Source organism: Amycolatopsis keratiniphila (genome assembly GCF_000400635.2).
Lineage (GTDB): Bacteria > Actinomycetota > Actinomycetes > Mycobacteriales > Pseudonocardiaceae > Amycolatopsis > Amycolatopsis keratiniphila.
On sequence record NC_021252.1, the window covers coordinates 6,307,380 to 6,322,948 of the forward strand.

The window sequence follows — 15,569 nt, forward strand, 5'->3', positions numbered from 1 at the left end:
TCCTCGGGGTCGTCTGGTTGTCCTGCTCAACGACCGGTGATGGCTCCTGGGTTCCCCGCGGCGAGCCGAATCACTCATTTCGGATGATGACCGCCGGAAAACGGGGCGCGCGCCGACGGTCACGACCACTAAATTCGTGCTCATGCGGGATCTTTCGCTGCTGCCCAAGGCCCATCTGCACGTCCACCTCGAGAGCACCATCCGGCCGGACACGCTCCGTGACATCGGCGAGGCGAACGGCATCGCCGTCCCTGCGGAACAACCCGTGTTCGACGGGTTCCGCGCGTTCGGTGACTACAACGGGCTGCTGCGTTCCTGCCTGCGGAGACCGGAGGACTTCGAACGGGTGGCGCGGGAGTTCTGCGAGGACCAGGCCGCGGACGGCGTCCGCTACGCCGAAGTCACCTTCACGGCGGCTTCGCACGGCGAACGGCTCGGCGAGCCGGACATGCCGCTGGAGTCCGTCCTCAAAGGACTGTCGACGGGTGCCGCCGAACACGGCCTTCACTGGCGAATGATCCTGGACCATTCGCGCCGCCGTCCGGTCGAACGCGCCCGGCTCACCCTCGACCTCGCCCGCCGGTACGCCCCGGACGGGGTGTTCGCGATCGGCCTCGCCGGGGAGGAGAAGTACCCGCTCGCGCCGTTCGCCGGGATCTGTGACGAAGCCGAGGAGGCGGGGCTGCACCTGATCCACCACGCCGGGGAGGACGCAGGCCCGGCCAGCATTCGCGAGGCGCTGGAAGTCGGGCACAGCGAACGGATCGGCCACGGCATCCGGATCTTGGAGGATCTCGCGCTGGTCGCCGAGGTGCGGGAACGCGGAATCGCGCTGGAGGTCTGCCCGTCGTCGAACGTGACGCTCGGACTCGTGCCGTCGTTCGAGGAGCACCCGCTCCCCCGGCTGGTCGACGCCGGACTCGTGGTCACCCTCAGCACCGACGTCCCCTCGATCACCGGAACGACGCTGACCGACGAATTCCTGCGCACCCGGGAAGCGTTCGCCTATGACGATCACGCACTCGCCGGGCTGGCCCGCGCCGCCGTCGACGCGTCCTTCGCGCCCGCCGAGCTCAAGCGTTCCCTCCACGCCGAGATCGACGCCTGGCTCTCCTGACGCAATTAGTCCTCTGAATGCGGTACTTGCGCGTGCAAGCACCGCATTCAGAGGACGAAACGCGAGGGGGTCAGCCGGTCGGGAAGTCGTCCGGGGTGCGGATGCGGTCCCGCACCCAGACACCGGCGGGCTTCAGCATCGAAGTGCCGGTGAAGGAGTTCCCGGCGCAGGTTCCGGTCTTGAACACGGCACCGGAGCGGAAGTCGTCGGAGAAGTTCCAGTTCGTCCAGCCGATCTTCTTGGCGGCCAGCAGATCCAGGTACTTCTGCGAATACGTGAAGTCGTTCCCGCCGTCACCCGTGTAGGTCTGGGTGCCGAATTCCGTGACGAACACCGGGAGCTTGTCGGCCGTCCGCGCCAGCGCGTCGTAGTGCTCGTCCTGGTGCGACGCCGCGTAGAAGTGGAACGTGTACATGATGTTGGTGGCGTTGACCGGGTTGTTCAGGATGTCGGTCTCGTCGCGCTGGTCGGAGACGCCGAAGGTCGACCAGCCGTGCGTGCCGAGGAAGACGACGCTGTCCGGGTCCTGGGCACGGATCACCGGGATGACCTCTTCGGCGTACCGCTTCACGTCCGCCCAGCTGACGCCGTTCGGCTCGTTCGCGACGTCGTAGATGATGTTGACCTTGTCCTTGTGCCGCTGGGCGATCTCGGTGAAGAAGGTCTTCGCGAGGTCCGTGTTCACGTTCGGGTCGCCCGGGTCGAGCTGGTGCCAGTCGACGAGGACGTACATCCCGCGTTTCGTCGCCTCTTCGATGTAGTTGTGCATCATGTCGGTGAACTTGCGCGGGTTGCTCTCATAGCCGTCGTCCTGGATGTACATGGCGACCCGCAGGATGTCGGCCTTCCAGTCGTTGGCCAGCGCGTCCAGCGAGGCGGTCTTCACGCACTGGCTGTACCACTGGATCCCGTGCGTGCTCATCCCCCGCAGCTGGATGGGCTTGCCGTACTGGTTGCACAGTTTGACGCCGCAGACGTGGAGCTTGCCGTTGATGGACACCGGCGTCCCGGCGCCCGGACCGCCGCCGCTTTCGACCGACAGCGAGTCCGCGTTGGGGCCGCCGTTCGACGTGACGGCGGTGGTGCGGATCTTGTTGCTGCCCGCGGCGAGATTCACCGTGGTGGTGACGGTACTCCAGCTCGTCCACGCGCCCGTGCCGGCGAACCCGAGGTCGTCGACGGCGATGGAGCCGTTGACGGTGATGTCGAGCGGGCGGTTGGCGGTAGTGCCGTTGGCGTAACGGAAGGTCAGCGTGTGCGGGCCCGCCTGCGCCGCGTTGACGGTGTACTCGACGTAGCTACCGGTGACGTTGTCATAGTTGACGAAGCCGGATCCGGTGAAGCCGGTGTGATTGGCTTCGACCACGCCGCGCGAGATCGTCGCGTTCTCGGACTCGTATCGGACGGGAGCCGCGGAAGCGGCCTGGGCGGAGATCGGGACCGAGGCGGCCGCGAGCACCGTGACCAGCGCCGCCCGCCATCTTGGGCGTACCACTTTGTGTCTCCTTCAGAAGCGTCGTTGCGTTCCGTGAAGCGGGGGCGCGGCGAGCCCTTGTTAAGAAACCTTCCTAACGCGGACTAGTCTCACCATCCGGATGAAGCGCTGTCAACAGGGCAAAGGGGGCGATCGCACCCCGCAGTCGGTCCTCTACTTGCGGTAGTTGCACGCGCAAGTACCGCATTCAGAGGACGAAATGCGGGTCGTGGTCCGCATCACCCGGACGGCGGGCCACACAAGTTCTCCACATTCGTCACGTACCGTGGAACCGGTGACCGCTTCGTCCCCTTCGACCCTGGACCTGATGGACCAGTGGCAGCAGGCGCCCAGGAAACGTGGCCCGCGTGGCTGCGTGATGCTCGCGCTCCTGGTCGTGGGCGCCTTGGTCGCCGGTGCCGTCTGGGTCGTGGTCAGCCTCAACGACCGTGAGCCGGTGCCGGTCAAGCCGGAATTCGAGGTCCCCTCGCTCAAGCCCGCCCCGCGTTCGGCCATCCCCGGCGACGCGGGACCGCTGCCCGCGGAGCCCGCGAAGGACGCCTGGATCGCGAAGGTGTCGGAGAACACGGACATCCCCTCACGCGCGCTGCGGGCGTACGTGAACGCGGCCGAGAAGACCGCGAAGACCACTCCGCGTTGCGAGATCACCTGGGCGACCATCGCCGGGATCGGCCGGACCGAGTCCCAGCACGCCCGGCACGACGGTTCCCGCGCCGGCGAGGACGGTGTCGTGACGCCGCCGATCATCGGTATCCCGCTCGACGGCTCCCCCGGCGTGCTTGCGGTCGTCGACACCGACAAGGGCGCACTCGACGGCGACCCCAAATGGGACCGCGCGGTCGGGCCGATGCAGTTCCTGCCCGCCACGTGGAAGCGGTACGGCGTCCGCGCGAGCGGCGACGGCGCCGCGCCGGACCCGCAGAACATCGACGACGCCGCGATGACGACCGCGCGGTACATGTGCGCGCGGGGCGGCGACCTCGGCGACCCCTCCGGCTGGTGGACCGCGGTGCTGACCTACAACAACTCCACCCAGTACGGGCAGGAAGTGTTCAGCAACGCCGACGCCTATGGGAAAGCGGCACTGAAGCCTTAAGCGGGCAGAAGACGGGTCACCAGCCGGGTCAGCTGGTGCACGTTCCGGCATTCGTACATCTCGACGACCTCCGCGTACGCGTGCGCCTCGGAGTCACCGGTGGACCACAGCTCGGTCCGCTCGGGGTTGAGCCAGTACGTATGCCTTGCCGCGGCGGCGATCCCGCGCACCGCGTCGAGGTTCGGGTCACCGCCGTTGGTCCTGGCGTCACCGAGGATGAGCATGGACGTCCTGGGGCCCACCGCGTCCGAGTAGCGCTCGACGAACTCGCCGAGCGCGTGCCCGTAGTCGCTGTGCCCGTCCCAGCGGGTCAGTTCCGCGTCGGCGAGGATGCGCGCGCCGAGGTCTTCGGGATCGGCGGCGCCGGTGTCGACGAGGTGGGTGATCTCGTCGCAGGCGTCGATGAACGCGAACACCCGCACCTTGCTGAACTGGTCGCGCAGGGCCTGCACCAGCAGCATGGTGAAGTTCGCGAAGCCGGCCACCGACCCCGACATGTCGCACAGCAGCACGATTTCCGGCCTTCCCGGCCGATGCCGCCGGTACGACGGCCGCATCGGGACGCCGCCGGTGGACAGCGAGCGCCGCAGCGTCCGGCGCAGGTCGATGCGCCCGCGCGCGTGCCGCCGTCGCCGGGCGGCCAAGCGCGTGGCGAGCTTGCGTGACAACGGCTGCACGACCCGGCGGAGTTCGGCGAGTTGCGCGCGGCTGGCGAGCAGGAAGTCGACGCGGTCGGCGGCGGGCGCCACCGCGTGCCGCGAAACCCTTTCCCTGCCACGGACTTCCGCCACACGCCGCCGTGCTTCGGTCCGCACGAGACCGCGGAAACCCTCGACGCGGCGGCGGACGTCGTCGCGATCCAGCCGGTCGGTGAACTCCTCCTGGCCGCCCGCACGGATCGCTTCGAGCACCCGGACCACGAGCGTCTGCGGCTGGAGCCGTTCCAGCGTCTGGTGCGCCGACCAGCCGCCGCTGCCCGCCGTGCCCCCGTACTCCCCCAGCATGTCGACGGCGAGCCCGGCCAGCTGCGTCAGCTCCGGCTGATCGTTCGCCGCGAGCGCGGTGGCGAGCCGGTCGCGCAGCGCGGCCAGATCGTCGACGGGGTCCTGCGACGGCGCGCCGACACCGAGCGGGAAGTAGATGTCGAAGGTCGCGTCGAACACCGCGCGCTGGCCGCCGCGCCGGACCAGCGCCGCCGCGAGCCCTTCCCGCATCTGCTCGCGGGAGTCGAGGCCCAGCACTTCGAGTGCCGCGGCGGCGTCGACCGTCTCGCTGGGCCCCGCCGGGATTCCGTGTTCCCGCAACGCTTCCACGAATTCGACGAGCCTGCCCGGCACGCCGCTCACGAGTCGAGGACCTTGCCGAGTTCCAGCCGCGCGTCCGCCTTCACGACGTCGTCCTGGTGCTTGAGGATGACGCCGAGGCTCGCGCGGACGACGTCCTCGCCGAGGCTGTCCGCGCCGAGCGCCAGCAGGGTCCGCGCCCAGTCGATGGTCTCGGCGACCGACGGCGCCTTCCTCAGCTCCATCGCCCGCAGCGCGGTGATCACCTTGACCACGGACGCGGCGAGCGCGTCGTCGACGCCCGGCACCTTGAGCCGCACGATGCGCTGCTCCAGCGCCGCGTCGGGGAAGTCGATGTGCAGGAACAGGCACCGGCGGCGCAGCGCCTCCGAAAGCTCGCGCGTCGCGTTGGAGGTCAGCACCACGAACGGCTTGCGTCCGGCGGTGATCGTGCCGAGTTCCGGGACGGTGATCTGGAAGTCGCCGAGCACCTCCAGCAGCAGCCCCTCGATCTCGACGTCGGCCTTGTCGGTCTCGTCGATGAGCAGGACGGTCGGCTCGTCGCCCTTGATGGCCGTCAGAAGCGGCCTGGCCAGCAGGAACTCTTCACCGAAGATGTCGTTGCGGGCTTCGTCCCACGTCTCGTCCTTGCCGGCGGTGATCCGGAGAAGCTGCTTCGCGTGGTTCCACTCGTACAGCGCGCGAGACTCGTCGACGCCTTCGTAGCACTGCAAGCGCACGAGCCGGGAGCCGCTCGCCTGCGCGACCGCCTTCGCCAGCTCGGTCTTGCCGACCCCCGCGGGGCCCTCGATCAGCAACGGCTTGCCGAGGGCGTCCGCGAGGAACACCGTGGTGGCGACGGCCGCGGAGGCCAGGTAGCCGGTGTCGGCGAGCTTCGCCGTCACGTCTTCGACTGATGTGAAGTACCCGGTCCCAGCCACGCGGCCTCCCAGCTCGATCGCCTACCCGGCCGACTCTACGTCGCGAATCCGCTTCGGCAGCAGGAACCCGACCGCGAAGGTGAGCATCACCATCACCGCGACCACCCAGAACGTCCGCTGGGCCGCGCCGGTCGGGTCGGCGGTCCCCGCATCGAAGAACACCGTGCCCAGCAGCGCGAGCCCCAGCGCGCCGCCGACCTGCTGGAGCGACGTCAGCGCGCCCGACGCCGATCCGGCCTCCGCCGGTTCCACCCCGGACAGGGCGATCTCGAAGTACGGCCCCATGATCAGTCCGGAGCCGATCCCGACCACCAGCAACGCCGGGGCGATCAGCCACGGACCGGTCTCCGGGCCGAGGAGCAGCAGGAGAGCGACCACGCCGGCGGTCATGATCAGCGCGCCGGTGTGCAGCACCTTGCGGCCGTGCTTGCGCACCGCCTGCACCAGGCCCATCCCGACGATCATCCCCAGCGACATCGGCACCCCGGTCAGCCCGGCCTTGAGCGGCGAGAAACCGAGCCCGAGCTGCAGATACAGCGTGAAGACCAGGCCGAAGCCGGAGAACGCCGCGAAGTAGATCGTCCCGGTCGCCATCCCGGCGAGGAAGCTGCGCTTGCGGAACAGGCTCGGCTCGACCAGCGGGTCGCCGCCGCGGCGGCTCTTGCGCTTCTCGAACCACGCGAACACACCGAACACCACGACCGCGGCGGCCATCATCGCGAACGTCCACAGCGGCCAGCCGTACTCACGCCCCTGCACCAGCGGGAAGACGATCAGCAGCGCGCCGGTGGTCGCGAGCAGCGCGCCGGGGATGTCGAGGGTGAGCGAACCGCCGGGACGGGACTCGGGAAGGAACTTCAGCGCCGCGAGCACGGCCAGCGCGCCGATCGGGAGGTTGATCAGGAAGATCATCCGCCAGCCGGTGCCGAAGAGATCGGCGTCGACCAGCCAGCCCGCGAGGATCGGGCCGCCGACCGCGGCGAGGCCCATCACCGGCCCGAACATGCCGAACGCGGACTGCAGTTCCTTGCCCGCGAACATCTCCTTCATCATGCCGAGGCCCTGCGGCACCATCGCGGCGCCGAAGAGGCCCTGCACCACCCGCGCGGTGATGATCATCTCGGGGTTCACCGCGATCGCGCAGAACAGCGAGCCCACGACGAAACCGATCGCGCCGATCAGGAACATGCGCTTGCGGCCGAAGATGTCACCGAGCCGCCCGCCGGTGAGCAGGCCGGACACCATCGCGAGGGTGTAGGCCACGCCGAGCCACTGGATCATCGCCGTGCCGCCGCCGAGCGACTCCCGCATGACCGGTCCGGCGATGCTCGTGACCGTCATGTCGAGCAGTTCCATCACCGAGCCGGTCAGGATCACGAACAGCGCGGGCCAGCGCCAGCGGTAGGACTTCTCCACGTTTTCCGTGGTCACACCGCTCGGGGTGTCCAGTGTCATCGTCATGGGAACAACGCTAAAGTCAATTCCGGCCACTTTCTGACCGGAATGCGAGCGAATCTGGATTCATGGCGAACACGAGTGCACGGATGCTGCGGTTGCTCTCCCTGCTGCAGACACACCGCTTCTGGTCGGGGATCGAGCTGAGCGACAAGCTCGAAGTGAGTGAGCGGACGCTGCGGCGCGACGTCGAACGGCTCCGCGAGCTGGGTTATCCGGTCAACGCGAGCCGCGGCGTCGCCGGCGGCTACCAGCTGCGGTCGGGCACGGTCATGCCGCCGCTGCTGCTGGACGACGAGGAGGCCGTGGCGATCGCGGTCGGCCTCCGGACGGCGGCGAGCGGTTCGGTGGAGGGCATCGAGGAGACCTCGGTCCGGGCGCTGACGAAGGTCGTCCAGGTGATGCCGCCGCGGCTGCGCAGGCGTGTCGACGCGCTCCAGGCGTACACGACGCCGGCGGCCGTCACGGGTCCCCGGGTCAACGCCGCCAGCCTGACGGTGATCGCGCAGGCGTGCCGGGACGACGAGCGGCTGAAGTTCGACTACGCGGCACGCGGTGGCGAGGAGTCCGCCCGGCTGGTCGAGCCGCACCGGCTCGTCTCGCTCGGACGGCGCTGGTACCTGGTGGCGTGGGACCTCGACCGGGTGGACTGGCGCACCTTCCGCGTGGACAGGCTCAGCGAGCCGCGCACCACCGGCGCCCGCTACCGGCCGCGCGAGATCCCCGGCGGCGACGCGGTCAAGTTCGTCGAGGCGCAGATCAAGGCGAGGCCGACCACGCATACGCTGGTCGTCCGGGTGCAGGCGCCGAAGGACCGGGTCGAATCGGCGGTGCGGTACCTCGGCGGCGCGCTCGAAGCGATCGACGAGATGTCGTGCCGCCTGACGATGAACGTCGACACCTTCGACTGGCCGGTCCTGATCCTCGCCGCCATCGGCGCGCCTTTCGAGGTCGAGAGCCCTTCGGCGTTCAAAGACCACCTCGCGTCCGTCGCCGCCCTCTTCACGACGGCTAGCATCGGGCCGTGAGCACCTATGTCGCGGCCGAGGGCCGATACGAGAGCATCCCCTATCGCCGCACCGGGCGCAGCGGCCTGAAGCTGCCCGCGATCTCGCTGGGCCTGTGGCACAACTTCGGGAACGACAAGCCGCTGGGCACGCAGCGGGACATCGCGCGGCGCGCGTTCGACCTGGGCATCACCCATTTCGACCTCGCCAACAACTACGGCCCGCCCTACGGCTCGGCGGAGGAGAACTTCGGCAGGCTGCTGGCATCGGACTTCAAGCCGTACCGGGACGAACTGGTCATCTCGACCAAGGCGGGGTACGACATGTGGCCGGGCCCGTACGGCGAATGGGGCTCGCGCAAGTACCTGTTGTCCTCTTTGGACCAATCGCTCGGCCGGATGGGCCTGGACTACGTCGACATCTTCTACTCGCACCGTTTCGACCCCGACACGCCGCTCGAAGAGACGGTCGGCGCGCTCGACACCGCCGTCCGGTCCGGACGCGCGCTGTACGTCGGCATCTCGTCGTACTCGTCGGAGAAGACCGCCGAGGCCGCCCGGCTCCTTCGCGAGCTGGGCACCCCGCTGCTCATCCACCAGCCGTCGTACTCGATGTTCAACCGCTGGCTCGAAGGCGACAAGCTGCTCGACACGCTCGAAGCCGAAGGCGCGGGCTGCATCGCCTTCTCGCCGCTGGCACAGGGGCTGCTGACCAGCCGCTACCTCGACGGCGTTCCCGAGAATTCCCGTGCCGCGCAGGGGAAGTCACTCAACCCGGACACGATCACCGAGAGCACCCTCGGCAAGATCCGGGCACTGAACGAGATCGCTCAGCGCCGCGGCCAGACGCTGGCGCAGCTCGCGCTGGCGTGGGGCCTGCGTGACCCGCGGATGACGTCGGTGCTGATCGGCGCGAGCAGCGTCGCCCAGCTGGAGGACAACGTCGGCGCGCTGAAGAATCTGCACTTCACGAACGAGGAGCTGGCCGAGATCGACCGCTACGCCACCGAGGCCGACATCAACCTCTGGAAGCGCTCGACCGACGCCGGCTAGCTAATCGCGTTGCCCCACCGGGCCGGGGAGCCGAGACTGCGGAGATGACTTTCGAAGATCAGCTCGCCGAAGGAGAGGCCGTCCCGGTCGAAGGCTGGGACTTCTCGTGGTTCGAAGGACGGGCCACGGAGGAACGGCCGCCGTGGGGTTACTCGCGGTTGCTCGGCGAGCGGATGGCGGCGGCCGCCGCCGGGCTGGACCTGCAGACCGGCGGCGGCGAGGTGCTCGCGGGCATCCCGGAACCGCCGCCGGTCCTCGCCGCCACCGAAGGCTGGCCGCCGAACGTCGAGGTCGCGCGGAGGAACCTCGCGCCCCTCGGCGGCCAGGTGGTCGAGGCCGAGTACGACGCGCCCCTTCCCTTCCCCAACGAGTCCTTCGATCTGGTGAGCAGCCGTCATCCGATCGCGAATCCGTGGCGGGAGATCGCCCGCGTGCTGCGTCCGGGCGGCACCTTCCTGTCGCAGCAGATCGGCGCGGGCACCGTGCGGGAGCTGAAGGAGTTCTTCCTCGGCCCGCAGGACTACGGCGGCTGGACGCCCGACGTTCTGCGGATCGAGGCGGAAGCCGTCGGGCTCCGGGTGGATCGGCTCGAACCGGCGAAACTGCGGATGGAGTTCTTCGACCTCGCCGCGGTCGTCCACTTCCTCCGGAAGGTGATCTGGATCGTGCCGGGATTCGAGGTAGGGAAGTACCGAGACAAGCTCGCGGAACTCCATCGGGTGATCGAGACCGACGGGAAGTTCGTCGCGCACTCCCGTCGTGTGCTGGTGGAGGCCGTCAAGCCTTCGTGAGCGGTACGGACTCTCAGAACCAAGAGTCCGTGAAGGCCTCCTTGCCTACCCTGAAGGTAGGGAAGGAGGCCTTCACGGACTAGGCCATCGCCGCCCGCAGCCTCAGCAACAACACCAATCCCAGCAGTCACGGTGGTGCGCGTGAAGGACCCCTTTCTTACGCCTAGGTCAGGGCCCCGGCAAAGTCGCATAAGCGCCTGGCGGGGAGGCTTGCACAAGTGGGGTCGTGAGTGTTTTTGCTCGTTAGAACGACCAAAAACACTCACGACCCCGGGGCCCTGGCGCCTGGGTACAGGAAGGGGGCCTTCATGTACCTCAGAGGCACCACTCACGCGCCCAGCCGCTCCAGGTGCTCGCCGGTCAACTTGACCTCCGCCGCGGCGAAGTTCTCCTCAAGGTGCGCGACGTTCGCCGTCCCCGGGATCGGCAGGATCACCGGCGACCGCGCGAGCAGCCATGCGAGCCCGACCTGCGCCGTGGTCACACCGAGCTCCGCGGCGACGGCCGTGAGCTCGGCACCACCGGAAGACGCGGCACCGAGCACCGGACGCCAAGGCAGGAAAGCGATCCCGGCCGCCTCGCACGCGTCCAGCACCGCTTCGTGCTCGCGGTCGAGGAGGCTGTAGCGGTTCTGCACACTCGCGATGTCCACGATCTCCCGCGCCCGCGCGAGTTCGTCCACGGTGACCTCCGACAGCCCGATCCGGCCGATCTTGCCCTCGTCGCGCAGGTCCCGCAGCGCGCCGAGCTGGTCGGCCAGCGGGGTCTCCGGGTCGATGCGGTGCAGTTGCAGCAGCTCGATCCGCTCGACCCGCAGCCGCCGAAGTCCCTCGTCCACCTGCACGCGCAGGGATTCCGGCCGCCCGTCGTACTTCCAGTCGTCGCCGGTCCGCACGACGCCGACCTTCGTGGTGACCACCAGGTCGTCCGGATACGGGTGAAGCGCCTCGGCGAGCAGTTCCTCGTTCGCCCCGCCGCCGTAGAGGTGCGCGGTGTCGATCAGCGTGATGCCGAGTTCGACCGCGCGCCGCGCGACGGCGATCGCGTTCTCGCGTGCGGGTCCGGCGTCGGTGGGCAGATGCATGGCGCCGAAACCGAGACGGCGTACGGGCAGGTCTCCGCCGATGGCGAACTGTTCCATGCCGGGAAACCTAGCGCAGCGGATCCCGCGGCGAGGGCAGATGCGAGGTATCCGGGAACATGTGGAGCGCACGCAGGGCCGCGCCGAGTTCGGCGATGTCCGCCGGATCGGTCAGCGAACGGCCGAGTTCCTCGGAGATCCGCTTCAGCCGGTGCCGGATCGTGTTGGGGTGACAGAACATCCGCTCCGACGTCAGCTTCGTGGAGCCCTGGCATTCGAACCACGCCCGCAACGTCAGCAGCAGCACGTTGCGGTCGTCGCCGGACAGGTCGAGGATCGGCCGGAGCACGTGATGCGCGAGCTGGACCGACGCCTCCGGCGCGCTGGCGACGAGACCGGCGAGCGGGGATTCGTTGAACTGCACCATTCCCGTCGTCCCCGGCATCATGCTGGACAGCGCGACCCGCGCGAGGTGCAGGGCGCGCGAGGTGTTCCCGAGTCCGGTGAACACCGGGCTGACGCCGATCCGGCCGGTCTGATTCTCCCTCAGCAGCCCGATGATCACCTGGGACGCCGCCGGATCCCGCATCGAGACCACGCCGACCTGCAGGTCCGGGGTGAGCCGCCAGGCGGACGCGTGATGCCGTTCGCGAAGCCGGTTTTCGATCTGTGGCAACGGTTCGTGCCCGACGCGCGGGGTCTCCGCCGCGACGACCACATAGGTCCCGTCGAGCGAGAGCTCCAGCACGCGCGCGATGTCCCACAGCGTGCCTTCGGTGGCCGCGCCGCCCGCGAACAACGCCTCGACCAACGCCGAGCGCCGGCTTTGGTGCGCCAGCATGACTTCGGCGGTGGTGTCGCGGTAGGTCGTCGTCAGCGCCTCGGCATAGTCGTCGATCAGCGCCCAGATCGCCGACGTCGCGGCGACGAGGCCGCGGAGGTCCTGGTGCTCGCCCGACGCGGTCAGTTCGACGAACCGGTTCCACACCTCGGTGAGCCCGATCCGGTAGGCCCGGAGGAGTTCCGGCAGCGGCGCGCCCTGCAACGCCCGCGCGCGCCCGGTCGCCCGCGCTTGCGCGAGGTCGGGTTTCTCCGTGCCGCGCAAGGTCCGCATGACGAACTCGAGGTTGTTCCGCACCGACGTCCGCAGTTCGGCGAGGCTGACGAACTGCGCGTCGCGGTACACCGGCATTTCGGCGCGGATCTGCTCGACGGTGCCGTCGATGAGCCCGGGAAGCTGCTTTTCGACCTCGACGGCCAGTTCGGCGACGATGACGGCCGAGCCTTCGCGGAGCACAGTTTCGTAGTGCATGGACGTCCTCCGGGGCAGGGACTCCTCGTCGAGTCCCTGGGGCCGTCATCTAACACGACTTGCCCGGAGGCGGCCTGTCGAAGCGGAAAGACTCCGCCGGTGCGGCGGGAAATCGGGATTCCCGCCGCACCGGCGGTGGTTCACATCTTCGCGGCCGCGCTCTTGATGGCTTCGCGGATCCGGAAGTAGGTGCCGCACCGGCAGACGTTCTGGATCGCGTCGATCTCGGCGTCGGTCGGGTTCTTCGTCTTCTTCAGCAGCGCCACCGCGGCCATGATCTGCCCCGGCTGGCAGTAGCCGCACTGCGCGACGTCCTGTTCCAGCCAGGCCTCCTGCACCGGGTGCAGGTCGTCACCGTCGGCGAGGCCTTCGATCGTGGTGACCTCCTTGCCCGAGCAGTCGGACACGGGCGTCACACACGGGTTGAACGCCTCGCCGTCGAGGTGGCTGGTGCAGGCCTTGCAGACGTTGATCCCGCAGCCGTACTTAGGGCCGCGGACGCCGAGCTTGTCCCGCAACGCCCACAGCATGGGCAGATCCGCGGGCGCGTCGACGGTGACGGTCTTCCCGTTCACCGTGAAGGTGTAATTGGGCATCGGAACTCCTTGGCGGGGAAGGAAAGTCAGCGGGGGAAGGGGTCGAAGTCGATCGGGAAGTTGATCGGGAAACTGCGCGGTTTGATCCCGGTCGCCCGCGCGTAGGCGTTCCCGATCGCGCCGACCGGCGCGGGCACGCCGAGTTCCCCGGCACCGCCGATCTCGCCCGTCTCCGGCATGACGAACACCTTGACGTCCATCGGCGAGTTCTTCTGCCGCGCGTAGTGGAACTGCGAGTAGCTGCCCTCCAGCGGCAGCCCCTTGTCGATGTGCAGGCCCGCGGTCAGCGTGGTGGAGATGCCGTCGGTCAGGCCGCCGAGCATCTGCGCCTCGATCCCGCGCGGGTTGATCGGCTTGCCGACGTCGACCGCGATGGTCGCCTTGGTGACACGCGGCTTCTTCGGGTCGCGGGCGTCCATTTCGACGAGGCAGGCGGTGTACGACTTGTACTCGCCGTGCACGGCGACACCCTGCGCGAAGCCCTTGGGCATCTTCTTGCCCCACTCACCGAGTTCCGCGACCTTGTCCAGCACGGCGCGCTGCCGGTCGTCCTTGATGAACTCGCGCCGGAACTCCACCGGGTCCTTCCCGAGCTTCGCGGCGATCTCGTCGACCATGATCTCTTCCGCGCCGCGCGTGCTCGACGAGTAAACCGACCGCCATGCACCGGTGTGGAAGTCCACCGGCACCTCGTTGAGCAGCTGCGTGGTGACGCCGAAGTTGTACGGCGACTTCACCGTCAGCAGGAACACCGTCTGCGCGAAGCTCAGGTTGCCGCCGACCGGCAGTTCGGCGGCGAACGCGGTGAGTACCTCGCCGAGCCCGTGGCTCCAGTCGGTCTCCACGCTGGCGACGCGGTGTTCGAAGGTGAGCACCTGGCCGAGCGCGAAGGTGGCGCGGATCTTGTGGTGGCTCGCGGCACGGGCGCGGCCGTGGCGCATGTCGTCGATGCGGCTCCACATCAGCCGCACCGGCCGCTTGAACGCCTTGGAGGCGCGCGCGGCCTCGATGGCGCCGTCGGAGAACAGCCGCCTGCCGAACGATCCGCCCGCCTGCTGGACGTGCACGGTGACCTTGTTCTCGGGCAGACCGAGTTCCCGCGCGATGTTCTGCTTCGCGAGGATCGGCACCTTCATCCCGGACCAGATGGTCGCGCTGTCCTCGCGGACGTCGGCGACCGCCGAGTTGGTCTCCAGCGGGGCGTGGCTGGCGAAGGCGAAGTCGAACTCGCCGTCGACGTACTGGGTCAGCAGCGGCGGGACGACGAACGGAAGCGCCGCGGCTTGCAGCTTCTTCTTGATCGTCGCGTTGTTCTCCCCGTCGACGGTGCCGCCGTTCCAGCTGACGTCGAGGGCGTTCTTGCCGTCCAGCGCCTGGCCGAACGTCTCGGCCATCACCGCGACCCCGGTCTTGATGACCGCGATGTCGATGATGCCCGGCATGGCGCGGACGGCCGCCTCGTTGTTCACCTTCGCGACCGTGCCGTTGATCGTCGGCGGGCGGCGGACCATGACCGGCTTCGCGCCGGGAACGTCCAGGTCGAGGGTGTATTTCAGCTGCCCGGTGACCATCGCGCGGGCGTCCTTGCGCGATTGCGGCGTGCCGACCAGCTTGTGCGCGGACTCGGCCTTCGGGGTCGCGGTGAGCTTGCCGAGGTCGGCGCGGGCGGCGGGTTTGGCCAGCGCGCCGTAGTCCGCGCGGCGGCCGTCGGGGGCGATCACCGCACCGTCCCTTGTGGACAGCCGGTCGGCCTTGGCGCCCCACTGCTTGGCGGCGGTCGCGACCAGGCGGGCGCGCGCGGCGGCCGCCGCGGTCCGCACCGGGGTGTAGAGCGAGCGCATCGTGTTGGAGCCGCCGGTCAGCTGGTTGAACAGCAGCTCCGAGCGGGCGTCGGAGAGGACGACGTCGACCTGATCGAGCGGGAGGTCCATTTCTTCGGCGACCAGCATCGCGTTCGCCGTGGTGATGCCCTGGCCGACCTCGGTCCGCGGCAGTTCCAGCCGGACCCGGCCGTCTTCGCGGACTTCGAGGACGAGCAGGTTGGCGGTGGGGGCGTTCGACAGGATCAGCACGTCGCCGAGGTCGAGGATCTCGGCCGGGCCCGGCGGGGTCGGGATGACGGCTTCGGCCTCTTCGGGCGAGACGGTGTCGATACCGATCTTCGTGGCGATCGTGAGGGTGGGCGCGGCGACGAGGAAGGTCAGGAACCGGCGGCGGCCGAGGCCTCCGGGGTCCGGAGCCTCACTGCCGTGGCCCTCAGCGGTGGTGGGACTGGCCATCGGGAAGATCCCTTCGAGAGCGCGCGGAGCAGGCGGGGACCCTCGCGCGGCCTGGGGTTGGATG

13 protein-coding genes are annotated in these 15,569 nt (G+C 69.0%); 5 read left to right on the top strand and 8 right to left on the bottom strand.

What is annotated here, in order from left to right; translation table 11 throughout:
- Positions 1 to 142 precede the first annotated feature (142 nt).
- On the top strand, positions 143 to 1,117 hold the full coding sequence (gene add / locus AORI_RS68825; protein WP_043848268.1) for an adenosine deaminase: 975 nt from the start codon (positions 143 to 145) through the stop codon (positions 1,115 to 1,117).
- A 70-nt stretch (positions 1,118 to 1,187) separates the two neighbouring features.
- Here add and AORI_RS68830 read toward each other — a convergent pair whose 3' ends face one another.
- Positions 1,188 to 2,612 carry a cellulase family glycosylhydrolase gene (locus AORI_RS68830; protein WP_016335891.1) on the bottom strand — a complete coding sequence of 475 codons (1,425 nt, stop codon included), beginning with the start codon at positions 2,610 to 2,612 and terminating at the stop codon, positions 1,188 to 1,190.
- A 274-nt stretch (positions 2,613 to 2,886) separates the two neighbouring features.
- Between AORI_RS68830 and AORI_RS68835 the strand changes: the two genes are divergently transcribed.
- On the top strand, positions 2,887 to 3,708 hold the full coding sequence (locus tag AORI_RS68835; RefSeq protein WP_123798564.1) for a lytic transglycosylase domain-containing protein: 822 nt from the start codon (positions 2,887 to 2,889) through the stop codon (positions 3,706 to 3,708).
- On the opposite strand, the gene AORI_RS68840 is transcribed toward AORI_RS68835, so the two are convergent.
- Genes AORI_RS68840 through AORI_RS68850 form a run of 3 tightly spaced genes read right to left on the bottom strand, consistent with a single transcriptional unit; the run spans position 3,705 to position 7,393 of the window.
- A complete protein-coding gene (locus AORI_RS68840) occupies positions 3,705 to 5,054 on the bottom strand; it encodes a vWA domain-containing protein (RefSeq protein ID WP_016335893.1) in 1,350 nt (449 codons plus the stop codon). The two genes, AORI_RS68835 and AORI_RS68840, sit on opposite strands and share 4 nt — an antisense overlap.
- Positions 5,051 to 5,932 (bottom strand): AAA family ATPase, encoded by an 882-nt coding sequence (locus AORI_RS68845; protein ID WP_005155088.1) that lies wholly within the window; start codon positions 5,930 to 5,932, stop codon positions 5,051 to 5,053. The genes AORI_RS68840 and AORI_RS68845 overlap by 4 nt, the downstream gene beginning before the upstream one ends.
- A 21-nt stretch (positions 5,933 to 5,953) precedes the next feature.
- Complete coding sequence (locus AORI_RS68850; RefSeq protein ID WP_016335895.1) at positions 5,954 to 7,393, bottom strand: MFS transporter; 1,440 nt, start codon at positions 7,391 to 7,393, stop codon at positions 5,954 to 5,956.
- Between the two features lie 62 nt (positions 7,394 to 7,455).
- Between AORI_RS68850 and AORI_RS68855 the strand changes: the two genes are divergently transcribed.
- Genes AORI_RS68855 through AORI_RS68865 form a run of 3 tightly spaced genes read left to right on the top strand, consistent with a single transcriptional unit; the run spans position 7,456 to position 10,237 of the window.
- Entirely contained in the window at positions 7,456 to 8,415 is a 960-nt protein-coding gene (locus AORI_RS68855) for a helix-turn-helix transcriptional regulator (protein ID WP_228688210.1), read from the top strand.
- Complete coding sequence (gene mgrA, locus AORI_RS68860) at positions 8,412 to 9,446, top strand: L-glyceraldehyde 3-phosphate reductase (RefSeq protein WP_016335897.1); 1,035 nt, start codon at positions 8,412 to 8,414, stop codon at positions 9,444 to 9,446. The genes AORI_RS68855 and mgrA overlap by 4 nt, the downstream gene beginning before the upstream one ends.
- Before the next feature lie 44 nt (positions 9,447 to 9,490).
- Positions 9,491 to 10,237, top strand: a complete 747-nt coding sequence (locus tag AORI_RS68865; RefSeq protein WP_016335898.1) for a class I SAM-dependent methyltransferase — start codon at positions 9,491 to 9,493, stop codon at positions 10,235 to 10,237.
- A 328-nt stretch (positions 10,238 to 10,565) separates the two neighbouring features.
- On the opposite strand, the gene AORI_RS68870 is transcribed toward AORI_RS68865, so the two are convergent.
- From AORI_RS68870 to AORI_RS68885, 4 genes are all read right to left on the bottom strand, one after another.
- On the bottom strand, positions 10,566 to 11,378 hold the full coding sequence (locus tag AORI_RS68870) for an aldo/keto reductase (RefSeq protein WP_016335899.1): 813 nt from the start codon (positions 11,376 to 11,378) through the stop codon (positions 10,566 to 10,568).
- Between the two features lie 10 nt (positions 11,379 to 11,388).
- Entirely contained in the window at positions 11,389 to 12,630 is a 1,242-nt protein-coding gene (locus AORI_RS68875; RefSeq protein ID WP_016335900.1) for a PucR family transcriptional regulator, read from the bottom strand.
- A 140-nt stretch (positions 12,631 to 12,770) separates the two neighbouring features.
- Positions 12,771 to 13,226, bottom strand: coding sequence for a (2Fe-2S)-binding protein (locus tag AORI_RS68880; RefSeq protein WP_016335901.1), 456 nt, complete (start codon positions 13,224 to 13,226; stop codon positions 12,771 to 12,773).
- Between the two features lie 26 nt (positions 13,227 to 13,252).
- Entirely contained in the window at positions 13,253 to 15,505 is a 2,253-nt protein-coding gene (locus tag AORI_RS68885; RefSeq protein ID WP_016335902.1) for a xanthine dehydrogenase family protein molybdopterin-binding subunit, read from the bottom strand.
- Positions 15,506 to 15,569 lie beyond the last annotated feature (64 nt).